This window comes from Cellulomonas sp. (assembly GCF_035634735.1).
GTDB lineage: Bacteria > Actinomycetota > Actinomycetes > Actinomycetales > Cellulomonadaceae > Cellulomonas.
This window is the reverse complement of sequence record NZ_DASQCJ010000106.1, coordinates 1-23,774: the sequence shown is the minus strand read 5'-3', so window position 1 is coordinate 23,774 and position 23,774 is coordinate 1. Positions and strand designations below refer to the sequence as shown.

Here is a 23,774-nt window from a genome sequence, read left to right as displayed (position 1 = left end):
GAGCACGGAGGTGGGACCGCATGACCCTCGACGACCTCGGCCGCCCGGCCGCGACCGTGACGCGGCTGCCCGCCGCGTGGACGCCCTTCGACGAGCTCACCGCCGCCGTCGGCCCCACCCCCTGCGTCGCCCGCCCGCACGCCGGCCTGGTGCACCGCGACGGGCCGTGCCGGTGCTTCGTCGGCGGCCCCGCCCCCGAGCACGCCGAGCGCCCCGAGGACGTCGTCCTGGCGCTGGCCTGGCACGGCGCCGCGTAGGGCGGGCACGCCCGGCGGGTTCAGGCCCCGGGGCGGCTGAACAGGTTGACGACGTTCCCGTCCGGGTCGCGGAGCAGCACCGACCGGTTGCCCCACGGCATCGTGGTGGGCGGGAGGACCACGTCCCCCGGGTCCGGGTCCAGCCGCGCGAGCTCGGCCTCGACGTCGGCTACCTCGAACTCGACGACGACCGAGCGGTTCGCCGCCGGCAGCAGGACGCCGCCCAGCCGCGCGACCGTCTCGACGTGGGCGACGGCGAGCACGGCGCCGGGGCCGGTGAGCTGGGCGAACGCGGGCACGGGTCGCGTCGCGACCAGCCCGGTGACGCGCTCGTAGAACGCGACGAGCCGGTCGACGTCCTCGGTGACGATGCGGATGGAGGTGAGCGGCACGGGGTCTCCTGGGTGCGGGTGCGGGCTGGACCGGACCAGCCTCGACCGCCCCGGCGACACCGTCCTGTCGGTGTTTCCCGACCGGTCCCGTCAGCGCGTCCCGTCGAGCACGGGACGGAGCGTCCCGGCGGGGATGTCCAGGTCCTCCCAGCGGAGCTCCCGCGGCGCCACCGGCTCGTCGGTGAGCCCGACGGCCACCATGCGCTCGGCCCGGAACGCCCGCACGCCGCCGCGCAGCCGGCACCAGGCGACCAGGAACCAGACGCCGTCCTTCACGACCGACCCCAGCGGCTCGACCTCCCGCTCGGTGACGGCCCCCTCCCGGTCGCGGTAGGTGAGCCGGACGACCCGGTCGGCCCGCAGCGCCGCCGCGAAGGCGGCGGGGGCGCGGGGGCCGTCGACCTCGGGCTCGAGCAGGCGGACCCGGTCCGCCAGCGCGGTGGCGCGCCGGGCGTCGCCCTCCGGGAGCACCGCGAGCAGCTTCCGCATCGCGCTCGCCGCCGGCTGCCGGAACGGGCCGCGCCGCAGGGCGCTCGCCCCGACGAGCACCGCCAGCGCCTCGTCGGGCGTGAAGCCCATCGGGCCCAGCGTCGCGGTGGTGTCGATGGCGTACCCGCCGGTCCGGCCGGTCTGCGCCCAGATCGGCACGCCCGCCTGCTGCAGCGCCGACAGGTCGCGCTCGACGGTGCGCACCGACACCTCGAACCGGTCGGCGAGCCAGCGCGCGCTGCGGTACCGCGGCGCCACGGCGCGGAGCTCCTCGACGAGCGCGTACAGGCGGTCGGTCCGGTTCACCCGGCGATCATCCCGCCTCCGCCGGGGCGGGCACACCCGCACCCATCCGGCCGCCCGACCGCTCCGAACCCCTCCCGACACCACACCCGACGGAACGCAAGGAGCGATGATGCGACGCACCCGCAGCACCTACGCCGTGGCCGCGATGGCCGCCGGGCTCACCCTGAGCCTCACGCTGGCCGCCTGCAGCAGCACGGACGACACGACCGGCGGCACCCAGCCCTCGGCCTCCTCCTCGATGGACGGGTCCGACCACTCCGGCATGAGCGACATGGACGCCGTCGCCCCGGTCAGCACCGGCGACCCGTTCGCCGACGCCCGCACCGCCGCCGCGCACATGCCCGAGACGGGCCTCACCCTGGCGACCGGCCTGGCCGCCGCGACGGGCACCGCCGGCGAGGTCGACTCCGACGCCGCCACGCTGCGCGCCGGCCTGACCGCGCTGCTCCAGGAGCACGTCTACCTGACCGGCATCGGCGTGGCCACCGCGTACACCGCCGGCGCCGACTCCGAGGAGTTCGCCGCCGCCAAGGCCGCGCTGGACGGCAACACGGACGACCTCGCGGAGGCCGTGGGCTCGCTCGCGGGCGAGGAGCAGGGCACCGCGTTCCACGACCTCTGGGACGAGCACATCGGCTACTTCGTCGACTACGCCGTCGCGGTGAAGTCGGGCGACACCGCGGGCGCCCAGGCCGCCCAGGCCTCGCTCGCCGGCTACACGACGGACGCCGGTGCGTTCTTCGAGCAGATCAGCGCGGGCAACCTGCCGGCCGCCGCCGTGGCCGAGGCGCTGACGATGCACGTGACCACGCTGACGGCGGCGATCGACGCGCTCGCCGCGGGCGAGCCCACCGCGTCCGACACGCTCAAGGCCGCCGCCGACCACGTCGGCATGGACGCCGCCACCATCGCGACCGGCCTCGCCGCCGGGGCCGGCCTGTCCGGCGACGCGATGGACGACGCCTCGACCCTCCGCTCGGCGCTGACCGCGCTGCTCCAGGAGCACGTCTACCTGGCCTCGTACGCGGTGTTCACGGCGTACACCGCCGAGGGCGGCGTGGAGTCGCCGGCGTTCACCGCGGCGGCCGCCACGCTCGACGCCAACTCCGTCGCGCTGTCCGACGCCGTGACGTCGCTGGCCGGCGAGGAGAACGGCGCCGCGTTCCTCGACCTGTGGCGCGAGCACATCGGCTACTTCGTCGACTACGCGGTGGCCGACGCCACCGGGGACGCCGACGGCCAGCAGGAGGCGCTGACGAACCTCGACGGCTACCGCCCCGCCGCCGGCGAGTTCTTCGAGACGATCAGCGACGGCGAGCTGCCGGCGGACGACGTCGCGGCCGGGCTCGGCATGCACGTGTCGACCCTCGCCGGCGCGATCGACTCGCTGGCGGCCGCGCTCGTCCCCTGACGGGCCCGCAGACCGTGGCGCCGGCCCCGTTCCCCGTCGGGGCCGGCGTCACGCCCGCGCTGCGTCCGGCGTCACGCGCCGCGCGGCGCGGGTCGGCCGGGCCGGGGCGGGCGGCGTGCGGCAGACTGCTGCGGTGCCCTCCCCCGGTCCCCGCCCCGCCGCCGCCCGCGCGACGGCCGACGACGCGCTCACCCGCGTCGCCGGCGGCGACCGCGACGCGTTCCCCGCGCTCTACGACATGCTGTCCCCCGCCGTGCACGGCACGGCGCTCGCCGTCCTCCGCGACCCGGACCACGCGGCGGAGGTCACCCAGGAGGTCATGGTGGAGATCTGGCGCACGGCGTCCCGGTGGGACGCCCGGCGCGGCTCGGCGCGCGCGTGGGCGACCACGATGGCGCACCGCCGGGCCGTCGACCGCGTGCGCTCGGTGCAGTCCCAGCGCACCCGCGACCAGGCCGCGCTCGACGGCGACCGGCCGCGCGCGTTCGACGTGGTCGCCGAGCAGGCCGAGTCGAACCTCGAGGCCGAGCGCGTCCGGCACTGCCTGGGCGGGCTGACCGACACCCAGCGCGAGGCCGTCGTGCTCGCGTACTACGACGGGCGGACGTACCGCGAGGTCGCCGAGTCGCTCGAGGCCCCGCTGCCCACCGTCAAGAGCCGGATCCGCGACGGCCTCACCCGGCTGCGCGACTGCCTGGGGGTGGCCGCGTGACCGCCGCGACCCCGCGCCCCGGCGAGCGCCGGCCCGACGACGCCGCGACCCGCGAGCTGCTCGGCGCCTGGGCGGTGGACGCCCGCGACGACGCCGAGCGCGCCCGCGTCGACGACCTGATCGCCCGCGACCCGGACGCCGCGCGCGAGGCCCGCTCGCTGGCCGAGACCGCGGCCGTGCTCGGCGGGGCCGTGGCCGCCGCGGCGCCCGACGCCGTGCGGCTGGCGGTGCTGGCCGAGGTCGGGCGGACCCCGCAGGACGACCCCGCCGCCGCGGCGCCGGAGGCCGAGCCGGTGCACCCGGCGGCCGCTCCGACGGCCCCGGCCCCCGCCGCGACCCCGACGCCCCCCGCCCCGGGCGCGCCGCCCCGGTCCGCGCGCCCCGCGGGCACCCCCGACGGGTCCACCCGGCCCGCCGGGCGCCGCGTCCGCCGCCGCTGGTCCACCGCCGTCGCGGCGCTCGCCGTGCTCGCCGCGATCGCCGTGCCGTCCACCGTCGCCTGGCGGCAGGCCGAGCGCGCCGCGGAGGCCGAGGCCCGCGCCGACCGGATCACCGCGCTGCTGGCCGAGCCGGGAGCCCAGGTCGTGTCCGCGCCGGTCACCTCGGGCGGCACGGCGGTCGCCGTCGTCACGGCCGACGCCGCCCTGGTCACCGCGACCGGGGTCGACGCCCCGGGCGCCGGCGAGGTCTACCAGCTGTGGGTCATGCGGGACGGCTCGCCGGTCCCGGACGGCACCACCGGGGTCACCGACGGCGCGCTGCAGATCCGCACCGATGCGTACCGGACCGGCGACGCGCTCGCGCTGACCGTCGAGCCGGAGGGCGGCTCGGAGCAGCCGACGAGCGAGCCGGTGGTGGTCCTGGCCCCGGCCTGACCGGCGCGTCAGTCCGCGGCGGTGTGCGCCGCGCCGCGCGGGATCACCAGCGGCGTGCCCGCGAGCGGGTCCGGGATCACCAGGCACGGCAGGCCGAACACCTCCTCGACCAGCTCGGCCGTCACCACCTCGGTCGGCCGGCCCTGCGCGACCACCGCGCCGTCCTTCATCACGACCAGGTGCGTCGCGTACCGGGCGGCGTGGTTGAGGTCGTGCAGGACCGCGACCAGCGTGGCGCCCTCGGCGTGCAGCCGGGCGAACAGGTCCATCAGCTCGATCTGGTGCGCGATGTCGAGGAACGTCGTCGGCTCGTCGAGCAGCAGGATGCCGGTCTGCTGCGCGAGCGCCATCGCCACCCAGACCCGCTGCCGCTGGCCACCGGACAGCTCGTCCACCGGGACCGCGGCCAGGTCGGTCACCCGGGTCGCGTCCATCGCGTCCGCGACGGCGCGGCGGTCGGCGTCGGACTGCTGCCGGAACAGGTTCTGGTGCGGGTACCGGCCGCGGGCGACGAGCTCGCCGACCGTGATCCCCTCCGGGGCGAGCGCCGTCTGCGGCAGCAGGCCCACCCGGCGGGCGACCTCCTTCGTCGCCATCCGGTGGATCGACGCCCCGTCGAGCACGACCTCGCCCGCCGCGGGCCGCAGCAGCCGGGCCAGCGACCGCAGCAGCGTCGACTTCCCGCACGCGTTCGGGCCCACGACCACGGTGAACGAGTCGTCCGGGACCGCCAGGCTCAGGTCCGTCGACACGGTCCTCCGCTCGTACCCGAGCGTCACCCCGTCGGCCCGCAGCCGCTCCTCGCTCACCATCGCCGCCGCGCCTCCCGCACGATCAGGGCCAGCAGGTACGCCCCGCCGAGCACTACGGTCACCACGCCCACCGGCAGCGCCGTGGGCAGGACGTGCTGGGCCAGCACGTCGGCCGCGAGCAGCACCAGCGCGCCGGTCAGCGCCGACGCCACCAGCGGCAGCCCGGCCGACCCGGCGAGCCGCCGCGCGATCTGCGGCGCCGCGAGCGCCACGAACGCGATCGGCCCCGCGGTCGCCGTCACGGTCGCGATCAGCGCGACGCCGAGCACCACCACCGCGAGGCGCGCCGGCTCCACGCGCAGGCCGTGCGACCCCGCCGCGTCGTCGCCGAGCTCCAGCTGCCGCAGCGGCCCGCGCACCGCCCACACCAGCGGCGTCAGGACCGCGAGCACGACGAACGCCGGGACCGCCTGGGCCCAGCCGACCAGCGAGATCGACCCGGCGCCCCAGATCGACGCCGCCAGCGCCACCTCGGTCTTCGCGCGGAGCAGCAGCCACACGTTCAGCCCGTGCAGCATCCCGGTGACGCCGATGCCCACGACGATCAGCCGGAAGCCCTGCACGCCGTCCCGGTACGCCAGCAGGTAGACGACCAGCGCGGTCAGCAGCCCCGCGACCAGCGCCCCCGCCGAGACCCCGAGCGTGCCGGCGCCGAGCACCGTCGTCACGACCAGCACGCCCGTGTACGAGCCGGTGGAGAACCCGATCACGTCCGGCGAGCCGAGCGGGTTGCGGGTCAGCGACTGGAACAGCGCGCCGGACACCGCGAGCGCCGCGCCGAACACCAGCGCCACCAGCACCCGCGGGAGCCGCCACTGCGTGACGATCGTGCTGGCGAACCCCTCGTCCGACACCAGCGCCCGGACGACCTCGGGGACGCTCAGCGGGTAGTCGCCGAGGCCGAGGGCGACCAGCGCCAGCAGCAGCGCGGCGGCGGCGAGGCCGGCGACGGCGACGCGGGACCGCCGCCGGGGGTCGGGGGCGCGGCCGCGCGCGGCCCCCGGCGTCGTCGCCACCCGCACGCCCGTCACAGCCCGGTCGCCTTCCGCCGCCGCACCAGCGCGATCAGCACCGGCGCGCCCACGAACGCCGTCACGACCCCCACCGGCAGCTCGCCCGGCCACAGCAGCACCCGCGCCGCCACGTCGGCGAGCAGCACCAGCACCGGGCCCGCGACCGCGGACAGCCCGAGCACCCACCGCTGGTCCGGGCCCACGAGCCACCGCACGATGTGCGGCACCATCAGCCCGACCAGCGTGATCGGACCGGCCATCGCGGTCGCCCCGCCGGCCAGCAGGGTGATCGCCACGACCGACAGCACCCGGGTGCGCCCGACCGAGGCGCCGAGCGCCGTCGCCAGGTCCTCCCCGAGCCCGAGCGTGTTCAGCGCGCCCGCGACCAACCCCGCGACCGCGAGCCCGAGCAGGACGAACGGCAGCACCGGCACGATCACGTCCCAGCCGCGGGCCTGGAACGACCCCGACTCCCAGGTCAGCAGCACCGCGAACCGCTCCTGGTCGGTCAGCCGCAGCGCGCCGACCACCCCGGTGAGCACCGCGCTGAGCGCCACCCCGGCCAGCGTCAGCTGGATCGGCCCGGCGTTCGACCGCCCCGCCGAGCCGACCAGGTACACCGCCACCGTCGCCAGCAGCGCGCCGCCGAACGCGAACCACACGTAGCCGGACGGCCGGGTCACCCCCAGCAGCACCACGCCCATCGCCACCGCGAACGCCGCGCCGCTCGTCACGCCGAGGATCCCGGGGTCCGCGAGCGGGTTCCGGGTCAGCGCCTGCATCAGCCCGCCGGCCACCGCGAGGCCCGCGCCGACCAGGACCGCCAGCACGGTGCGCGGCAGCCGGAGCCCGACCACCGCGGCGTGGTCCGGAGCCGGGACCTCCTGCCCGGTGAGCGCGCCCCACACCGTCGCCAGGTCGACCGGGCGGGACCCCACGGCCAGGCTCAGGGCCAGGGCCGCAACCAGCAGGCCCAGGAGCAGCAGCAGCGCCGCGCCGCGCCGGGCGGTCGAGTACGTCGTCGTGCGGGCCGTCGGGCGGTGCTCGGCGCCGACGGCGCTCACCCGGGGTTCCCGCGCATCATGAGGCTAGGCTAACCTTCCGAGGCATCCGCTCGTTCGTGACTCCGTTCCCGAAGTCCGCGGGCCCCCTCCACGAAAGGCCTTCGATGAAGTCCATGCGTGTCGCCGCCGTCGCGGCGGTCGCGGTCCTGGCCCTGAGCGCGTGCTCCGGCACCGACGACTCCGCCGGCTCGGGCGAGACTACCGCCGCGGGCGGATCCCCCGCGGCCGAGGGCGCCTTCCCCGCCACCGTCGACACCAAGTTCGGCGAGATCACGATCGAGTCGCGGCCCGAGCGGATCGTCGCGCTCGGCTGGGGCGACGCCGAGACCGCGCTGTCCCTGGGCTACCAGCCCGTCGGCGCGTCCGACTGGCTGGCGTTCGGCGGCGACGGCGTCGGCCCCTGGGCCGAGGGCGAGTACGACGAGTCGCCCGAGATCATCGACACCCTGGAGCCGTCCTACGAGGCCATCGCCGCGCTGGAGCCGGACCTGATCCTCGACGTGAAGTCGTCGGGCGACCAGGACCGGTACGACCGGCTGTCCGAGATCGCCACGACCGTCGGCGTCCCCGAGGGCGGCGACACCTGGCTCACCACCGGGGAGGAGCAGCTGGAGCTGATCTCCGCCGCGCTCGGCGTCCCGGAGAAGGGCGCGGAGCTCCAGGCCGGCCTCGACGCCGCCTTCGAGCAGGCCCGGGGCGACCACCCGGACTGGGCCGGCAAGACGTTCACCGCCACCGCGCGCACCTCGGAGGGCTGGGGCGCGTACATCGAGGGCAGCGAGCGGGTCCAGTTCATGGAGAACCTCGGGTTCGAGCAGTCCCCGACCATCGCCGCGCTGCCCGTCTCCTCCTCCGGCTTCAGCGTCGACATCTCGTCGGAGCAGCTCGACCTGCTCGACGCCGACCTGATCGTCGCGTTCCCGATCTACCTCGACGCGTCCGAGATCACCGACGACCCCCAGTGGCAGGCGGTCCCGGCGGTCGCCGACGGCCGGGCCGTGGTCCTCGGCAGCGAGCTGCAGTCGGCGTACTCGCTCGGCACGGTCGGCGCCCAGCAGTACGCGCTCGACAACCTGGTGCCGCTCATCGAGGACGCGCTCGGCTCCTGAGCCGCGACGCGCCCGCGCACGACCCCGGCGGGGGCGCCGCTCACACCGTGAGCGGCGTCCCCGTCAGCCGTGCGTAGGCCTCGAGGTACCGGTCCCGCGTCCGCTCGACCACGTCGACGGGCAGCGCCGGCGGCTCGGCGTCGGCGGCCCGGTCCCAGCCCGACGCCGGCGAGGCCAGCCAGTCGCGGACGAACTGCTTGTCGAAGCTCGGCTGCGGCCGGCCCGGCTCCCACGCGTCCGCCGGCCAGAACCGCGAGGAGTCGGGGGTCAGCACCTCGTCGCCCAGCGTCACGGCACCGGTGGTCGGGTCGACGCCGAACTCCAGCTTGGTGTCCGCCAGGATCACGCCGCGCTCCCGCGCGATCCCCTCGGCCCGCGCGTACACCGCCAGCGTGAGGTCGCGCAGCTCCTCGGCGCGCTCCCGGCCCAGCTGCCCGGCGACGACGTCCAGGCTGACGTTCTCGTCGTGCTCGCCGAGCTCGGCCTTGGTGGCGGGCGTGAAGATCGGCTCCGGCAGCCGCGAGCCGTCGACCAGGCCGGCCGGCAGCGGGATGCCGGTCACTTCGCCGGAGGCCCGGTACTCCGCCAGGCCCGAGCCGGTGAGGTAGCCGCGCGCGACGCACTCGACCGGGAACATCTGCAGCCGGCGGCACACCATCGCCCGGCCGAGGACCGCCTCCGGCACCGCCGGCGCCTCCGCCGACACGACGTGATTCGGCACCAGGTCGGCGAGCTGGTCGAACCACCACAGGCTCAGCCGGGTGAGCACCACGCCCTTGCCCGGGATGCCGGGGCTGAGCACGTGGTCGAACGCGCTCACCCGGTCGCTCGCGACCACCAGCACCACGTCGCCGTGCGCCGCGGCCACCGCGGCCCCGGCCTCCTGCGTGGTGTCCGGGACGTACAGGTCGCGGACCTTGCCGGAGTAGGTGTGCGTCCAGCCGGGCAGCGCGGGTGCGGTCATGGGGCCATCCTGCCGCAGCCGCGGGGGTGGCCCGGCGCGCGCCCGTCAGACGAGCGTCAGCACCCCGAGCAGCGCGACGGCGGCGCCCAGCAGCATCGACACGGTGATGAGCACCAGGTGCACGGTGAGGAACCGGGTGGGCCGGCCCTGCGCGTCCCGGGCCCGCGGGTCCTTCGCGATCCGCGCGCCGAACCGGGGCCAGACGAGCAGGCTCCAGGCGCCGGCGACGACCAGGACGAGGGACCAGGCGAGGGGCAGCTCCATGCGGGCGAGTATCCCCCGGCCGGTGGCCGGGCAGTCGGGCCACTTCTCGTTTGGCGAGTGATATCTTCAGTCATATGAGAACGTCGGCGCCCGCGGTCCTCCCGATCTTCCGCTCCGACCTCCAGGCGCGCCTGCTCCTGCACCTGCTCACGTCGGACCGTGGCGACTCGGCGAGCGACCTCGCCCGCGCCACCGGCGCGCCCGTGCCGACGGTGCACCGCGAGGTCACCCGGCTGGCCGCCGCTGGGCTGCTCCGGAGCGAGCACCGCGGGCGCACCATCCTGTACCGGGCGGACGAGGACAACCCGGCGGTCGCACCGCTGCGCCAGCTGGTGCTGATCTCCCACGGGCCGGTCGAGCTGCTGCGCGCGGCGCTCGCCGATGTGCCCGGCGTCGTCGTCGCGAAGGTCTTCGGGTCGTGGGCCGCGCGCGCGTCCGGCGAGCCGGGGCCGTCGCCCGGCGACGTGGACCTGCTCGTCGTCGGGTCCGTCGACCGCCGCCGGCTGTTCGCCGAGCTCGCCCAGCTGGAGGCGCGGGTCGGGCGACCCATCAACCCCACGATCCTCAGCGAGGACCGGTGGGCGCACAGCGACGATCCCCTTGTGGACGAGATCCGCAGCCGCCCGACGATCGATATCGTCGGCGGATGACGCCCGCCGAGTGGCCCCACGGCCGAGCCGAGGTCGAGGCTCTGCTGCGTGGCCGCCGGCTCGAGCAGGTCCCGCCGAGCACCGACAACGCGCGGGCGCTCATCACGAAGGCGCGCCAGCACCTGGTGACCGCCGAGGCGGTCGCGCCGACCGACCCCGACATCGGCATGGACGCCCTGCACAACGCCAACCGCAAGGCGCTGGAGGCGGTGCTCCTCGACCAGGGGCTGCGGACGACCCGGGACGGCGGCCACACCGCGCCGTACGAGGCCGCGAAGGCGCAGCTCCGTACGACCGCACGGACCGCACGGCCCGAGCTGTTCGTCTACGAGGTCGTCCGCCGACTCCGGCACGGGGCGGACTACGCGAGCTACGAGCTGCGGCTCGCGGCGAGCGACGTCGCCGACAACCTCGAGGACTCGCGCGCCCTGGTGGAGGTCTGCGCCCGCCTCGTCGGGAGCATGCCGGCGTTCCTGCCCGACAGTCGCTGACCGGCCGTCAGCCCTCCGCGGCCGCCCGGGCGATGTCCGTGCGGTGGTGCGAGCCCGGCAGCGCGATCCGGTCGACGCCCGCGTACGCCGTGGCGCGCGCCGCCGCCAGGTCCGCCCCCGTGCCGACGACGGACAGCACCCGGCCGCCCGCCGAGACGATCGCGCCGTCGGCGCCCGCCGCCGTGCCCGCGTGCAGCACGTGCACGCCCGGCACCGCCGCGGCGTCGTCCAGGCCGGTGATGACGTCCCCGGTCCGCGGGGACTCCGGGTAGCCGTGCGAGGCGACGACGACGGTCACGGCCGCCTCGTCGGTCCACTCCAGCGGCGGCAGCCCGCCGAGCCCGCCGGTCGCGGCGGCGAGCAGCACGCCCGCGAGCGGCGTCGCCAGCCGGGCCAGCACGACCTGGGTCTCCGGGTCGCCGAACCGGGCGTTGAACTCCACGACCCGGGTGCCGCGGCTGGTCAGCGCGAGCCCGCAGTACAGGACGCCGACGAACGGGGTGCCGCGGCGGGCCATCTCGTCCACGGTCGGCTGGGCGACCTGGGCGACGACCTCGTCGACGAGCCCCTCGGGCGCCCACGGCAGCGGGGTGTACGCGCCCATGCCGCCGGTGTTCGGGCCGGTGTCCGCGTCGCCGACGCGCTTGAAGTCCTGCGCGGGCACCAGCGGGACGACGTGCGTGCCGTCGGACAGCACGAACAGCGAGACCTCGGGTCCGTCCAGGTAGTCCTCGACGACGACCCGGCCGCCGGGCTTGGCCAGGCAGGCGAGCGCGTGCTCGAGCGCGACGGACCGGTCCGCGGTGACGACGACGCCCTTGCCCGCGGCGAGCCCGTCGTCCTTCACGACGTACGGGGCGCCGAACGTGTCGAGCGCGGCCTCGGCGGCGGACGCCTCGGTGACGACGACCGGGTCGGCGGTCGGCACTCCGGCGGCGGCCATGACCTCCTTGGCGAACGCCTTCGACCCCTCCAGCCGCGCGGCCTCGGCGCTCGGCCCGAACACCGGGACCCCCGCGGCGCGCACGGCGTCGGCGACGCCCGCGACGAGCGGCGCCTCGGGGCCCACGACGACCAGGTCGGCGCCCAGCGCGGTCGCGAGCGCGGCCACGGCGGCGCCGTCCAGCGGGTCGACCGGGTGCAGCGTGGCGAGCGCGCCGATCCCCGGGTTGCCGGGGGCGGCGTGCAGCTCGGCGACCTGCGGGTCGCGGGACAGGGCCAGGGTGAGGGCGTGCTCGCGGGCGCCGGTCCCGACGACGAGGATCTTCACGACGCCGACCCTACCGACCGTCCCCGCGCCCGCGGCGGCGCGCGCCGCTGGTTGGACGCGCCCCGTCAGTCCGCGGCGTGGCCGGGCGCCCCGGGCGCCGGGTCGTCGGCCGGGAGCGGGAGGACGTCCAGGTAGACCCGCACCCGGCGGCGCGGCTCGCCGGCGCCCTCCTCCGCCTCCCGCCGCGCCTTCGCCGCGTCGAGGTGCCGGTGCACGACGGCCTCGAGCTCCGCGGCCAGCGCGTCGGCCTCGGCGAGAGTCAGGTCGGACGTGGCGCGCGAGCTCGTCCCCGCCTCGGCCCACGCGGGGTCGGGCTCGACCTGCTCGGCCCACCGGGTGAGCACGCGGGTGCGCTCGGCGACCGACCAGCGCATGGTGTCGCGCAGCGCGGACTCGCCGCCGGGCTGGTCGCGCAGCGTCGCGCCGTCGACCCAGAACGACACCGCGCGCCACCACCGCTCCCGGCCGCCGGCGTGCCCCGGGTCGTCCTCGACGAAGCCGTGCCGCTCGAGCTGCCGCAGGTGGTAGCTGGTCTGCCCCGTGCTCTCCCCGAGGGCGCGCGCGAGCTGGGTGGCGGTGGCCGGGCCGTGGTCCTGGAGCCGGTCGATCATCGCCATCCGCAGCGGGTGGGTGAACGCCTTGAGGGCGTCGGCGCCCACGGTCCGGGGCCGGGGCGCGTTGACGTCGTCCATGATGCAGAACTACCTTTGCAGAGACTTCTTTGCATAACTTCCTCTGCCCACTCTACCGAGGGACCCGACCGTGCCGCACCCGACCGCCCACGCCGCCCCCGCCGACGCCGCGCCCGACGCCGCCCCCGCGGCGCTCGGCCCCCGGTTCCGCGCCCTGCTCGCCTCCACCACCCTCGCCAACCTCGCTGACGGTGTCGTCCAGGCGGCCGTCCCGCTGCTCGCCCTGACGCTCACCCGCTCCCCCGGCCTGATCGCGCTCGTCACCGCCGCGACCTGGCTGCCGTGGCTGCTGCTCGGCCTGCTCGGCGGCGTCGTCGTCGACCGCACGGACCGGCGCCGGGTGCAGGTGGTCGCGCTCGCCGCCCGGGCGGCGCTGCTGGTCGCCGCCGCGGTGCTCGTGGCGGCCGGCGGGATGTCGGTCCCCGCGCTCGTGGCGCTCGTCCTGCTCTACGGCGCGACCGACGTGCTGGTCGACCTCGCCGAGTCGGCGCTGGTGCCGGACCTGGTCCCCCGGTCCCGGCTGCAGGCCGCGAACGGTCGGGTGGTCGCCGCGCAGCACGTGGCGGGCACGTTCGTCGGCGGGCCCGTCGGCGGCCTGCTGGTGGCGGTCGGCGCGGGCTGGGCGTTCGGCCTGCCCGCCGCCCTCGCGGTGCTGGCGGCGCTCGCGCTGCTGCGGGGGGTGCCGGGGCGGTACCGGCAGGCGCGGCCCGCGGACGGGGACGGGCCGGACGCCCGCGGCCTGCGCGGCCCGCTCCGCGACGTCGCCGAGGGCGTCGGGTTCCTCGTGCGGCACCCCGTGCTCCGGCCGCTCCTGATCAGCGGCAGCCTGGTCAACATGTGCTTCACCGGCTACACCGCGGTGCTGGTGCTCTGGGTGGTCGGCGAGGGCTCGCGGGTGGGGATGCCGCCGGCGGCCTACCCGCTGCTCGGGGTGGCGCTGGCCGTCGGCGCGGTCGCGGGCTCGTTCGCCGCGGAGGGCGCCGTGCGCCGGGTCGGCGAGGTCCGGCTGCTGCTGGGTTGCTGGGTCGCGATGGCCGCGCTGCTGGTGGTCCCGGTGCTGGCGCCGCACCCGCTCGCGATCGGCGGGGCGTTCCTCGCCGTGGGCCTGACCAACTCGATCGCCAACGTGCTGTCCCAGTCGATGCGGCAGCGCCTGGTCGCGCCGTCGATGCTCGGCCGGGTCGGCGGGGCCGGCCGGACGCTCGCGTACGGCCTGATGCCGCTGGGCGCCCTGCTCGCCGGTGCCGCGGCCGAGCGGTGGGGCCTCGCGCCGGTGCTGCTGGGGGCGACGGGGCTGTCCCTGGTCGCGCTGGCGCCGTCCCTGCTCCGGGTGCGGCAGCGCGCGGTCGACGCGGCGGAGCCGGCCGCGCCGGGCGCCCCCACGACCCCGGCGCCGCCCGCCTGAGCCGGGCGGCGCCGCGGGCGTCAGCCCAGCAGGTCGTGGATCGCGACGGTGGCCTCGCGGCCCGGCCCGACGCCGACCGCGGAGATGCGGGTGCCGCTGATCTCCTCGAGCCGCGCCAGGTACCGCTGCGCGTTGACCGGCAGGTCCGCCAGCTCGCGCGCGCCGGAGATGTCCTCGGTCCAGCCGTCCAGGTACTCGTAGACCGGCTTCGCGTGGTGGTAGTCGCTCTGGTCGTCCGGCATCTCGTCGAACCGGCGGCCGTCCACGTCGTACGCGACCGCGACGGGGATCTTGTCCCGGCCGGTCAGCACGTCGAGCTTGGTGACGACCAGGTCGGTGAGCCCGTTGACCCGCGAGGAGTACCGGGCGACGACGGCGTCGTACCAGCCGGTGCGGCGCGGCCGGCCGGTGGTGGTGCCGAACTCGCCGCCGGTCTGCCGGAGCCACTCGCCGTCCTCGTCGAACAGCTCCGTCGGGTACGGGCCCTCGCCGACGCGGGTGGTGTACGCCTTGGCGACGCCGACGACCCGGTCGATGCGCGTCGGGCCGACGCCGGAGCCGGTGCACGCGCCGCCCGCGGTCGCCGACGACGACGTGACGAACGGGTAGGTCCCGTGGTCGATGTCGAGCATCGTGGCCTGGCCGGCCTCGAACACGAGCGTCTTGCCGGCGTCGAGCGCCTGGTTGAGCACCAGCGGGGTGTCCGCGACGTACGGGCGCAGCCGCTCCGCGTAGCCGAGCAGGTCCTCGACCGTCTCGTCGACCGTGATGGCCCGGCGGTTGTAGACCTTCACCAGCAGGTGGTTCTTCTGGTCGAGGGAGCCCTCGACCTTCTGCCGAAGGATGTTCTCGTCGAACAGGTCCTGGATGCGCAGGCCGACGCGGTTGATCTTGTCCGCGTACGCCGGGCCGATGCCGCGGCCGGTCGTGCCGATCTTGCGCTTGCCCAGGAACCGCTCGGAGACCTTGTCCATCGTGCGGTGGTACGGGGCGATGACGTGCGCGGCGGACGACACCAGCAGCCGCTCGGCGGAGACCCCGCGGGCCTGCAGCGCGTCGATCTCCTCGAACAGGACCTCGATGTCGATGACGACGCCGTTGCCGATGACCGGCACGACGCCGGGCGACAGGATGCCCGACGGCAGCAGGTGCAGCGCGTACTTCTCGCCGTTCACGACCACGGTGTGCCCGGCGTTGTTGCCGCCGTTGAACTTCACCACGTAGTCGATCCGCGACCCGAGCTGGTCGGTCGCCTTGCCCTTGCCCTCGTCGCCCCACTGGGTCCCGAGCACCACGACGGCCGGCATGTGATCACCACTCCCACCCTGCCTCGCGGCGGCACCCGCAGCGGTGCCGAGCGGCGTGGCTCGGGCGCGGGAGGTCCGGGCACGGGGCGGCAGGCGACCCCAGTACCTCCGAAAGGCTACCGGAGCCGCGTGATCACCGTCCGGGCGACGCCCGCACCCCGGGTGCCGGCGCCGCCCGCGCGCGGTCAGCGCAGGCCCGCGACCTCCGCCGCGGAGGTACCGGAGTCGACGAGGAACTGCGCGCAGCGCGCAGCCTCCTCGTCCTCCTCGATGGCCTCCGCGGCCTCGGCGAGCGCGAGCAGCGCGCGCAGGAAGCCCTGGTTGGGCTCGTGGTCCGCCGGGATCGGCCCCTGGCCCCGCCAGCCGGCGCGGCGCAGGGCGTCGAGCCCGCGGTGGTAGCCGGTCCGGGCGTACGCGTAGGCGGCGACCGGGTCGCCCTCGTCGCGCAGCGCGCGCTCGGCGAGCAGCGCCCAGGCGAGCGACGAGGCGGGGGCGCGGCGGGCGGCGTCGCGCGGGTCGCCCCCGGCGGTGAGCACGGCGCGCGCGTCGGCGTCGGCCCCGTCCGGGAGGCGGGTGGGCTCGGGTCCGAGGAGGTTGGCTCCGGTCATGCCGCCCAGTGTGTCAGGCGGTCCGTGGGTGGTCCCGGCATGCGCCGGCGCGCGGCACGTGGTTACAGTCTTCCGATCCGCGCCCCCACGTCGAAGGTCCCCCCCATGATCGAGATCGCCACCTCGGCCGCGACGACCACCCTCGTCATCGCCGGCGACCTCGACCTGGCCGAGCGCGACCAGTTCCCCGAGATCGCCGCCCGCGTGGTCGGCCTGCGGCGGCAGCTGCTCGTGATCGACATGTGCGACGTGACGTTCATGGACTCGACCGGCGCGGCGTTCCTCATCTCGCTGGCCGACGCGAGCCGCAAGCGCGGCGGCGCGACGGTGCTGCGCGGCGCCGACCCGCGCGACCTGTTCGTGCTGGAGATCTGCGGGGCGCTCGAGCTGTTCCGGATCGACGCCGACCACCGCTGCCAGGCGGCCGAGGGCGGCGCCGGGCAGGTCGCCGAGGACGCGTCCACGACCGGCTGAGGTCAGAGACCGAGCACGCTTCGCAGTCCCTCGTCCACCTGGCGCACCAGTCCGAGCGGCAGCGCGCCGACGGGGTGCTCGACGTACTCGCGGGACGCGACGGTCACCTGGGAGACGTTCGCCACGGAGTCCTTCGGGAGCCCCGACACCTCTCCGGGGACGAGGACGTTGCCGGGCATGGCCGCGAGCGCCGTGTTCGAGGTGAGAGGAACGACCACGAGGGTCTGGATCGCGGAGCGGTTGAAGTCGTCCGCCTGGACGACGACGGCGGGTCTGCGCTTCGCGGGCGCACTCCCTCGCGGCATCCCGAAGTCGACCCAGCAGACGTCGCCGCGCGCGATCACCAGTCGGACTCCCCGATCAGGTCGCCGGCGGCCCGGCGGAACGGTTCGGTGTCCGCACCGGGCTGCCCCGCCGACGCGATGGCGTCGTTGATGCGCGCGGTGAGGTCCTGCTTGTCCAGCTCGTCCGCGTACCGACCTGCTGCGCGGCGGTAGAACTCGGACCGGGTCATGCCGTGGCGCCGGGCGCTCGCATCGATCCGTTCGGCCTCGTGGTCCGGGATGGAGATCGCCGTCTTCATCCTGGGAGTATAACGACGGTTATACCGTGGAGGAAGGCCCGTCGAGCACCGACGGCGCGCTCGGCCGGACGCGGGCCCACACGACCTTGCCCCCGCGCGACGGCCGCCAGCCCCAGTCCGCCAGCCGCTCGACGATCCGCATGCCGAAGCCGCCGATCCGCCCCGGGTGGCCCTCGGTCGCGACGGGCGGCGTCGGGTTGGAGTCCTCGACCTCGATCCGCAGCCCGTCGCCGGTGTCGTGCAGCCGCAGGGTGACCCGGCCCCAGCCGTGCAGCACCGCGTTGGCGACCAGCTCGGAGACGACGAGCTCCGCGTTCGACGCGTCCCCGAGCTCCCAGGCGTGCGAGGTCCGCAGCACCGCGTGCCGGGCGCGCGCGATGGACCCGGGCTCGCTGGGCAGCTGCCAGCGCCGGCTCCGGACGTTGCCGCCGTGCCCCGACGTGTCGGTCAGGTCGGGGATCCGCACGACGACGACGGCGACGTCGTCCTCGGGGCTGTCGGCGAGCCGGGCGAGCAGCTCCTCGCCGATGCCCGCGGCGTCGACGGCGGTCGCGCCCGCGGCGACCTCGCGCAGCGCGACGAGCCCGTCGAGCAGCGCGCGGTCCCGCCGCTCGATGAGGCCGTCCGTGTAGAACACGAGCACGTCGCCGGGGAGCAGGTCCTGCCGCGCCGTCCGCCGGGGCTGGTCGCCGAACCCGATGAGCGCACCCCCGGCCTCGTCCAGCAGCACCACCTCGCCGTCCCGGACGAGCAGCGCGGGCAGGTGGCCCGCGCGCGAGTAGTCCAGGTGCCAGCGCGCGCAGCCGCCGTCCTCGGCGTCGGTCCGGGTCAGCGTGGTGAGCACGAGCCCGGCCGAGCGCGGGATCCGCATGCCGGCGACGAGCTGGTCGACGCGCTCGAGCACCGGCCCCGGCTCGGTGACCTCGAAGGCGTACGCGCGCACCACCGAGCGGAGCTGGCCCATGGCCGCGGCGGCCTCGACGTCGTGGCCCACGACGTCGCCGATCACCACGCCGACCACCTCGGGGGTGATCTGCACGACGTCGTACCAGTCGCCGCCGACCTGCGCGTACACGACGTTCGGCGCGTAGTACGACCAGACGTCCAGGCCCTCGATCTCGGCCTGCTCGGGCAGCATCGCCCGCTGCAGGGTCTCGGCGACGCGGTGCTCGCGGGCGTACAGCCGCACGTTCTCCATCGCGAGGCCGACCCGGCGCGCGGTGAGGGACAGGATCGTCCGGGTGCGCTCGTCGACGCCGCCGCGGGCGGGGGCGTCGTGCACGAGGTCGGGGGCGGCGTCCGCGCGCGGGACGACCGCGAGCAGGCCGAGGACGCGGTGCCGGCCGGGCAGCGGCAGCACCGCGACGTGCCCGACGCCGGCGCCGCCGGGCACGCGGGCGCGCAGGTCCGCCGCGAGCCACGCCGACGCGGTGCCGGGCGGGTGCGGGGCGTCCGTGTCGAGGTCGAGGACGAGGTGCGTCTCCCCCTCGCCGTCGAGCAGCCGCTGGACCGGGTCGTCGCCCTCCGGGCGCGCGCCGCGCCGCGCGACGAACGGGACGCCGGTGCCGCCGGGTCCGTGCCGGCGGCCCGAGGCGCGCGGGGCCCGGGTGACGTCGACGCCGTCCGCGGCCTGCAGGCCGTCCTCGTCGACGTAGAAGCCCGCCCAGGCGACCACCCGGTGCCCGAGCAGCTCGGCGATGGCGCGCAGGCCGTACGGGTCGTCCAGGTCCATCACCAGGTCCGAGACCGCGCCGATCAGCGCCAGGTCCTCGCTATCCCGGCGCACCACCTCGACCTCGGCGGCGACGGCGGCGTCGCGGTGCACCTGGTCGGTGACGTCCACGAGCGCGGCGACCCAGTGCGTCGGCTCCTCGGCGCCCTCGGCGACGACCGGGGTGACGACGGTGCGCGCCCAGAACCAGTCGCCGCCGGCGCGGCGCAGCCGGAGCAGCGCGGACGTGGCGCGGCGGTCGAGCACCGCGTCCTGCAGCTGGTGCAGGCCGGAGGAGTCCTCGGCGGACAGGGCGATCAGGTCGACCGCCGGCCCGGCGACGTCGTCGAGCGTGAGGCCGGTCGTCTCGGTGAACGCGTGGTTGACCCAGACCACGGGCCAGCGGGGCGGCTCCGCGGCGACCACGAGGACGGGCATCCCCACGATCTGGCCGACCGCGCGCCCGATCGAGCCGACGGTCTCCTCGGCGCCGTCCCCGGGCGTGGAGTTGACCACCACCGCCTCCGATCGTCTAGCGTTCCCGACAGGTCCCGGTGGAGCACACCGCCGGGACGGTGGCCGATGACCGGCGCGGCCGGCTCGGCCGCCACCCGGACGGGAGGGAGCATCGTGCGCGACGGTAACAGCACACCCCCGGGCGGGCTCGCCGGGGACCAGGGCGCGGAAGCGCCCGCCGCACCGACCGTACCCGGTCCCGGGGACGCCGCCGGGGAGCCGGGCTCGGTGCACGTCATCCTGTCCCCCGACCGGACCACCATCGTCCTGTCGGGCGAGGTCGACGCCGACCTGGGCCCGGACCTGGCGCAGGCCACGACCGACGCCGAGCAGGCGGGCGTGCCGATCGAGATCGACGCGCACCACGTGACGTTCATGGACTCGTCGGGCGTGGCGTTCCTCGCGCGCCTGGCCATGCGGACCCCGCACCGGGTGCGGCTGCTGCACGTGCCGCCGACCGTGCAGTTCCTGCTCGAGGTCACCCGGATCGGCGAGCTGCTCGACGTGGTCGAGGACGACCACCGGGCCTGAGCTGCCGGGCCGCCGCGCCGCCCGCGCGCACCCGCGCCGCCCGCACGTCCCCGCACGCACGAGGGCCCGGTCACCGTGGTGGTGACCGGGCCCTCGTCGCGTCGCCGGCCCCGCGGGGCCGTCGGGCGGATCAGCGGAGGCGCTGGCCTGCCGAGCGCAGCTGCTGCGCGGCCTCGACGATGCGGGCGGCCATGCCGGCCTCGGCCAGCTTGCCCCAGGCGCGCGGGTCGTACGCCTTCTTGTTGCCGACCTCGCCGTCGATCTTCAGCACGCCGTCGTAGTTGCTGAACATGTGGCCGACCACGGGACGCGTGAACGCGTACTGGGTGTCGGTGTCGATGTTCATCTTGATGACGCCGTTGTCGACCGCCTCGGAGATCTCCGCGGCCGTGGAGCCCGAGCCGCCGTGGAACACGAGGTCGAACGGGTTCTCCTTGCCGATCTCCGCGCCGACGGCCTTCTGGATGTCCGCGAGGATCGACGGGCGCAGCTTGACGGCACCCGGCTTGTACACGCCGTGCACGTTGCCGAAGGTCAGGGCCGTCAGGTAGCGGCCCTTCTCGCCGGCGCCGAGGGCGCGGACCGTCGCGAGGCCGTCCTCGGACGTGGTGTAGAGCTTCTCGTTGATCTCGGCCTCGTGGCCGTCCTCCTCGCCGCCCACGACGCCGACCTCGATCTCGAGGATCGTCCGCGCGGCCTGCGACAGCTCGAGCAGCTCGGCCGCGATGACGAGGTTCTCGTCCAGCGGGATGTCGGAGCCGTCGAACATGTGCGACTGGAAGGTCGGGTTCTTGCCGGCCTTGACCTCCTCGGCCTCCAGGGCCAGGAGCGGGCGGACCCAGGAGTCCAGGTTCTTCTTGACGCAGTGGTCGGTGTGCAGGGCGACCGTGATGCCGTAGCCCTTGGCGACCTCGGTGGCGTACGCGGCGAGCGCGCGGGTGCCCGAGACGCGGTCCTTGACCGTGGAGCCCGACGCGTACTCGGCGCCACCGACGGAGACCTGGAGGATGCCGTCCGACTCCGCCTCGGCGAAGCCCTGCAGCGCGGCGGTGATGGTCTGGGAGGACGTGATGTTCACGGCCGGGTAGGCGAACTTGCCCGCCTTCGCCCGGTCGATCATCTCGGCGTACACCTCGGGGGTGGCGATGGGCATCGCAGCAGCTCCAAAGAGAGTGGGGTTTCGCTTTCTCCCCAAGTCTGGCACGTCCTGCGCGCAGGCCGGGCGGGACGTCCTGCCCACGAGACGCCCGTCGAGGTCAGGCCGGGGGCGGCCCCGCGTGCCGGACCGCCCACGCGTGCATCGCGATCGCCGCCGCCGCGCCGGCGTTGATCGAGCGCGTCGAGCCGTACTGGTCGATGTGCAGCACGGCGTCGGCGCCGGCCCGCGCGGCGTCGGACAGCCCCGCGGACTCCTGGCCGAACAGCAGGACGCACGCCCGCGGCACCGGGTACCCGTCGAGCGGCACGGAGCCCGGCACGTTGTCGATCCCGAGCACCGGCAGGGCGCCGCCGTCCGGGCCGGCGGTCGCGGCCCACGCGAGGAGGTCGCCGACCTCCGGGTGGTGGTGGACGTGCAGGTAGCGGTCGGTGACCATCGCGCCGCGGCGGTTCCACCGGCGCCGGCCGACCACGTGCACGCCCGCGGCGTTGAACGCGTTGGCGGTGCGGACGACGGAGCCGATGTTGAGGTCGTGCGCCCAGTTCTCGATGGCGACGTGGAACGGGTGCCGCCGGGTGTCCAGGTCGGCGACGACGGCCTCGACGGACCAGTAGCGGTACCGGTCGGCGACGTTGCGGCGGTCGCCGTGCGCGAGCAGCTCGGGGTCCAGCCGCGGGTCGGCGGGCCAGGCGTCCGGGCCGCCCGGCCAGGGTCCGACGCCGACCTCCTCGGGGTCCCGGGGGTCGATCGGGCCGCCGTCGCCGGGTCCGGTCACACCAGGTCCACGGTCAGGGCCGCCGCCGACGCCCGGGCCCGCTCCCGCGCCTGCGCGACGTCCGCGCCGCGGGCGACCGTCACCGCGACCCGCCGCCGGCCCGCGACGGACGGCTTGCCGAACAGCCGCACCTGCGCGGTCGGCACCGCGAGCGCCGCGTCGACGCCCGCGAACCGCGGCACCCCGTCGCCCTCGGCGAGCACGGCGCAGGACGCGGCCGGCCCCAGCTCGTGGACCTCGCCCACCGGGAGCCCGAGCACGGCGCGGGCGTGCAGGGCGAACTCCGACAGGTCCTGGGACGCGAGCGTGACCAGCCCGGTGTCGTGCGGTCGGGGCGAGACCTCGGAGAACAGCACCCGGTCCCCGACGACGAACAACTCGACGCCGAACAGGCCCCAGCCGCCGAGCGCGTCGGTCACCGCGACCGCGACCCGCTGCGCCTCCGCGAGCGTGCCGGGCGGCAGCGGTGCGGGCTGCCAGGACTCCCGGTAGTCGCCGTCGACCTGGACGTGCCCGACCGGGGCGCAGAACGTGGTGCCCCCGGCGTGCCGGACGGTGAGCAGGGTGATCTCGGAGTCGAACCGCACGAAGCCCTCGACGATCACCCGCACCGCGCCGCCCTCGCCGGCCGCGGCCCGGGCGCCCGACTGCGCGGAGTCCCAGGCCGCCTCGACGTCCGCCGCCGTCCGCACGACCGACTGCCCCTTGCCGGACGACGACATGACGGGCTTCACCACGCACGGCACGCCCACCTCGGCCACCGCCGCGCGCAGCGCGTCCAGGTCGTCGACGAACCGGTAGGGCGACGTGGGCAGGCCCAGCTCCTCGGCGGCGAGCCGCCGGATGCCCTCGCGGTCCATGGTCAGCACGGTGGCGCGCGCGGTCGGCACCACGCGGACCCCGGTCGCCTCGACGTCGGCGAGCACGTGGGTCGCGATGGCCTCGATCTCCGGCACCACGACGTGCGGGCGCTCCGCGTCGAGCACCGCGCGCAGCGCGGCCGGGTCGAGCATGTCGACGACGTGCGACCGGTGCGCGACCTGCATCGCCGGGGCGTCCGGGTACCGGTCGACCGCGACCACCTCGACGCCGAGCCGCTGGAGCTCGATCGCGACCTCCTTGCCCAGCTCGCCGGAGCCGAGGAGCAGGACCCGGGTCGCGCCGGGCGTGAGCGGGGTGCCGAGGACGCCGGGCTCGCCGGCCTGCGGGGAGGTCGTCACGACGGCCATCCTGTCGCACCGCCGCCGCACCCGCCGCACCCCTCCCCCGCCCGCGGAGCCCACACAGGACCTGCACCCCGGACGCCCGGGGTCCCGGCCGTCGCCCCGTACGCTGAGGTCCATGCCTGCGTCAGCCGCGCTCGTGTCGCTCGTCCCTGCCCTCGGCGCCCAGCCCGCGCTGCTGCCGGACTGGCTCGACGCGGAGCACCTCATCTCCTCGTTCGGCTCGTACGCGCTGATCGGGATCGTCGTCGTCGTGTTCATCGAGACGGGGCTGCTGTTCCCCCTGCTCCCCGGCGACTCGCTCCTGTTCACCGCGGGCGCGCTCGTCGCGCAGGACGCGCTGGACTTCCCGCTCTGGCTGCTGTGCGTGCTGCTGTTCGCGGCGGCGTTCCTCGGCGACCAGGTCGCCTACTTCATCGGCAACAAGGTCGGGCCCCGGTTGTTCCGCCGGCCGGACTCGAAGATCTTCAAGCAGCAGTACATCGACCAGACCTACGCGTACTTCGACAAGTACGGCGGCCGGACGGTGATCCTGGCCCGGTTCGTGCCGATCGTGCGCACCTACGCGCCGGTCGCCGCGGGCGTCGGCGGCATGCGGTACCGGACGTTCGTGTCCTACAACGTGGTCGGCGCGCTGCTCTGGGGCGTGGGCGTCACCGTGCTGGGCTACCTGCTCGGCACGATCTCGTTCGTCCGGGACAACATCGAGGC

The 23,774-nt window shown here is 76.0% G+C and carries 28 protein-coding genes; 11 read left to right on the top strand and 17 right to left on the bottom strand.

Going from position 1 to position 23,774, the window contains the following annotated elements; translation table 11 throughout:
- On the top strand, positions 1 to 257 hold a 257-nt coding region (locus tag VER05_RS09680), incomplete at its 5' end, for a hypothetical protein (RefSeq protein ID WP_324845155.1).
- Positions 258 to 277: 20 nt separating this feature from the next.
- On the opposite strand, the gene VER05_RS09675 is transcribed toward VER05_RS09680, so the two are convergent.
- The gene (locus VER05_RS09675; protein WP_324845154.1) at positions 278 to 649 is read right to left on the bottom strand and encodes a VOC family protein; all 372 of its coding nucleotides are present in this window, start codon (positions 647 to 649) and stop codon (positions 278 to 280) included.
- 90 nt (positions 650 to 739) lie between these two features.
- A complete protein-coding gene (locus VER05_RS09670; protein WP_324845153.1) occupies positions 740 to 1,444 on the bottom strand; it encodes a helix-turn-helix transcriptional regulator in 705 nt (234 codons plus the stop codon).
- A 109-nt stretch (positions 1,445 to 1,553) separates the two neighbouring features.
- On the opposite strand from VER05_RS09670, the gene VER05_RS09665 reads away from it, so the two are divergent.
- The 3 genes from VER05_RS09665 to VER05_RS09655 all read left to right on the top strand — a co-directional run bounded on the left by VER05_RS09665 (position 1,554) and on the right by VER05_RS09655 (position 4,442).
- Positions 1,554 to 2,855, top strand: a complete 1,302-nt coding sequence (locus VER05_RS09665; protein WP_324845152.1) for a hypothetical protein — start codon at positions 1,554 to 1,556, stop codon at positions 2,853 to 2,855.
- A gap of 133 nt (positions 2,856 to 2,988) precedes the next feature.
- Positions 2,989 to 3,567: an ECF RNA polymerase sigma factor SigK gene (gene sigK / locus VER05_RS09660; RefSeq protein ID WP_324845151.1), complete on the top strand. Its 579-nt coding sequence runs from the start codon at positions 2,989 to 2,991 to the stop codon at positions 3,565 to 3,567.
- Positions 3,564 to 4,442, top strand: a complete 879-nt coding sequence (locus VER05_RS09655; RefSeq protein WP_324845150.1) for an anti-sigma factor domain-containing protein — start codon at positions 3,564 to 3,566, stop codon at positions 4,440 to 4,442. The genes sigK and VER05_RS09655 overlap by 4 nt, the downstream gene beginning before the upstream one ends.
- Before the next feature lie 8 nt (positions 4,443 to 4,450).
- On the opposite strand, the gene VER05_RS09650 is transcribed toward VER05_RS09655, so the two are convergent.
- Genes VER05_RS09650 through VER05_RS09640 form a run of 3 tightly spaced genes read right to left on the bottom strand, consistent with a single transcriptional unit; the run spans position 4,451 to position 7,331 of the window.
- Positions 4,451 to 5,254 (bottom strand): ABC transporter ATP-binding protein, encoded by an 804-nt coding sequence (locus tag VER05_RS09650; RefSeq protein ID WP_324845149.1) that lies wholly within the window; start codon positions 5,252 to 5,254, stop codon positions 4,451 to 4,453.
- Positions 5,248 to 6,276: a FecCD family ABC transporter permease gene (locus VER05_RS09645; RefSeq protein WP_414647598.1), complete on the bottom strand. Its 1,029-nt coding sequence runs from the start codon at positions 6,274 to 6,276 to the stop codon at positions 5,248 to 5,250. Before VER05_RS09645 ends, VER05_RS09650 begins: the two co-directional genes overlap by 7 nt.
- A 5-nt stretch (positions 6,277 to 6,281) precedes the next feature.
- Positions 6,282 to 7,331 carry a FecCD family ABC transporter permease gene (locus VER05_RS09640; protein WP_324845147.1) on the bottom strand — a complete coding sequence of 350 codons (1,050 nt, stop codon included), beginning with the start codon at positions 7,329 to 7,331 and terminating at the stop codon, positions 6,282 to 6,284.
- Positions 7,332 to 7,435: 104 nt separating this feature from the next.
- Here VER05_RS09640 and VER05_RS09635 point away from each other — a divergent pair, with 104 nt between their 5' ends.
- A complete protein-coding gene (locus tag VER05_RS09635) occupies positions 7,436 to 8,440 on the top strand; it encodes an iron-siderophore ABC transporter substrate-binding protein (RefSeq protein WP_324845146.1) in 1,005 nt (334 codons plus the stop codon).
- Positions 8,441 to 8,480: 40 nt separating this feature from the next.
- On the opposite strand, the gene VER05_RS09630 is transcribed toward VER05_RS09635, so the two are convergent.
- A complete protein-coding gene (locus VER05_RS09630; protein ID WP_324845145.1) occupies positions 8,481 to 9,404 on the bottom strand; it encodes a phosphoribosylaminoimidazolesuccinocarboxamide synthase in 924 nt (307 codons plus the stop codon).
- 45 nt (positions 9,405 to 9,449) lie between these two features.
- Positions 9,450 to 9,668: an SCO4848 family membrane protein gene (locus VER05_RS09625; protein ID WP_158369995.1), complete on the bottom strand. Its 219-nt coding sequence runs from the start codon at positions 9,666 to 9,668 to the stop codon at positions 9,450 to 9,452.
- 74 nt (positions 9,669 to 9,742) lie between these two features.
- Here VER05_RS09625 and VER05_RS09620 point away from each other — a divergent pair, with 74 nt between their 5' ends.
- Together VER05_RS09620 and VER05_RS09615 are read left to right on the top strand one after the other, a co-directional pair.
- Complete coding sequence (locus VER05_RS09620) at positions 9,743 to 10,318, top strand: MarR family transcriptional regulator (RefSeq protein ID WP_324845144.1); 576 nt, start codon at positions 9,743 to 9,745, stop codon at positions 10,316 to 10,318.
- A complete protein-coding gene (locus VER05_RS09615; RefSeq protein ID WP_324845143.1) occupies positions 10,315 to 10,809 on the top strand; it encodes a hypothetical protein in 495 nt (164 codons plus the stop codon). Before VER05_RS09620 ends, VER05_RS09615 begins: the two co-directional genes overlap by 4 nt.
- Positions 10,810 to 10,816: 7 nt before the next feature.
- Here the strand turns inward: VER05_RS09615 and purD are convergent, their stop codons facing one another.
- Both purD and VER05_RS09605 read right to left on the bottom strand, forming a co-directional pair.
- The gene (gene purD / locus VER05_RS09610) at positions 10,817 to 12,079 is read right to left on the bottom strand and encodes a phosphoribosylamine--glycine ligase (RefSeq protein WP_324845142.1); all 1,263 of its coding nucleotides are present in this window, start codon (positions 12,077 to 12,079) and stop codon (positions 10,817 to 10,819) included.
- Between the two features lie 65 nt (positions 12,080 to 12,144).
- Positions 12,145 to 12,771, bottom strand: coding sequence for a helix-turn-helix domain-containing protein (locus tag VER05_RS09605; protein ID WP_324845141.1), 627 nt, complete (start codon positions 12,769 to 12,771; stop codon positions 12,145 to 12,147).
- A 70-nt stretch (positions 12,772 to 12,841) separates the two neighbouring features.
- On the opposite strand from VER05_RS09605, the gene VER05_RS09600 reads away from it, so the two are divergent.
- Positions 12,842 to 14,176 (top strand): MFS transporter, encoded by a 1,335-nt coding sequence (locus VER05_RS09600; protein ID WP_324845140.1) that lies wholly within the window; start codon positions 12,842 to 12,844, stop codon positions 14,174 to 14,176.
- Positions 14,177 to 14,196: 20 nt separating this feature from the next.
- Here VER05_RS09600 and VER05_RS09595 read toward each other — a convergent pair whose 3' ends face one another.
- The gene (locus VER05_RS09595; RefSeq protein WP_324845139.1) at positions 14,197 to 15,483 is read right to left on the bottom strand and encodes an adenylosuccinate synthase; all 1,287 of its coding nucleotides are present in this window, start codon (positions 15,481 to 15,483) and stop codon (positions 14,197 to 14,199) included.
- A 185-nt stretch (positions 15,484 to 15,668) separates the two neighbouring features.
- A complete protein-coding gene (locus VER05_RS09590; protein WP_147794615.1) occupies positions 15,669 to 16,091 on the bottom strand; it encodes a DUF3151 domain-containing protein in 423 nt (140 codons plus the stop codon).
- Positions 16,092 to 16,196: 105 nt separating this feature from the next.
- On the opposite strand from VER05_RS09590, the gene VER05_RS09585 reads away from it, so the two are divergent.
- Positions 16,197 to 16,565, top strand: a complete 369-nt coding sequence (locus VER05_RS09585) for an STAS domain-containing protein (protein WP_324845138.1) — start codon at positions 16,197 to 16,199, stop codon at positions 16,563 to 16,565.
- A 2-nt stretch (positions 16,566 to 16,567) separates the two neighbouring features.
- Here the strand turns inward: VER05_RS09585 and VER05_RS09580 are convergent, their stop codons facing one another.
- The 3 genes from VER05_RS09580 to VER05_RS09570 are packed head-to-tail and all read right to left on the bottom strand — an operon-like array spanning position 16,568 to position 19,378.
- Positions 16,568 to 16,909 (bottom strand): type II toxin-antitoxin system PemK/MazF family toxin, encoded by a 342-nt coding sequence (locus VER05_RS09580; RefSeq protein ID WP_324845137.1) that lies wholly within the window; start codon positions 16,907 to 16,909, stop codon positions 16,568 to 16,570.
- Positions 16,906 to 17,148 carry a ribbon-helix-helix protein, CopG family gene (locus tag VER05_RS09575; protein WP_324845136.1) on the bottom strand — a complete coding sequence of 81 codons (243 nt, stop codon included), beginning with the start codon at positions 17,146 to 17,148 and terminating at the stop codon, positions 16,906 to 16,908. The genes VER05_RS09580 and VER05_RS09575 overlap by 4 nt, the downstream gene beginning before the upstream one ends.
- A 19-nt stretch (positions 17,149 to 17,167) precedes the next feature.
- Entirely contained in the window at positions 17,168 to 19,378 is a 2,211-nt protein-coding gene (locus tag VER05_RS09570; protein ID WP_324845135.1) for a SpoIIE family protein phosphatase, read from the bottom strand.
- A gap of 225 nt (positions 19,379 to 19,603) precedes the next feature.
- Here VER05_RS09570 and VER05_RS09565 point away from each other — a divergent pair, with 225 nt between their 5' ends.
- Positions 19,604 to 19,906: an STAS domain-containing protein gene (locus tag VER05_RS09565; protein WP_324845134.1), complete on the top strand. Its 303-nt coding sequence runs from the start codon at positions 19,604 to 19,606 to the stop codon at positions 19,904 to 19,906.
- A 130-nt stretch (positions 19,907 to 20,036) separates the two neighbouring features.
- Here VER05_RS09565 and fbaA read toward each other — a convergent pair whose 3' ends face one another.
- The 3 genes from fbaA to purT all read right to left on the bottom strand — a co-directional run bounded on the left by fbaA (position 20,037) and on the right by purT (position 23,060).
- The gene (gene fbaA, locus VER05_RS09560) at positions 20,037 to 21,059 is read right to left on the bottom strand and encodes a class II fructose-bisphosphate aldolase (RefSeq protein ID WP_147794617.1); all 1,023 of its coding nucleotides are present in this window, start codon (positions 21,057 to 21,059) and stop codon (positions 20,037 to 20,039) included.
- Between the two features lie 103 nt (positions 21,060 to 21,162).
- Complete coding sequence (locus VER05_RS09555; RefSeq protein ID WP_324845133.1) at positions 21,163 to 21,840, bottom strand: TrmH family RNA methyltransferase; 678 nt, start codon at positions 21,838 to 21,840, stop codon at positions 21,163 to 21,165.
- Complete coding sequence (gene purT, locus VER05_RS09550; protein ID WP_324845132.1) at positions 21,837 to 23,060, bottom strand: formate-dependent phosphoribosylglycinamide formyltransferase; 1,224 nt, start codon at positions 23,058 to 23,060, stop codon at positions 21,837 to 21,839. Before purT ends, VER05_RS09555 begins: the two co-directional genes overlap by 4 nt.
- Before the next feature lie 121 nt (positions 23,061 to 23,181).
- Here purT and VER05_RS09545 point away from each other — a divergent pair.
- The coding region (locus tag VER05_RS09545) for a VTT domain-containing protein (RefSeq protein ID WP_324845130.1) at positions 23,182 to 23,774 on the top strand (593 nt) is incomplete at its 3' end.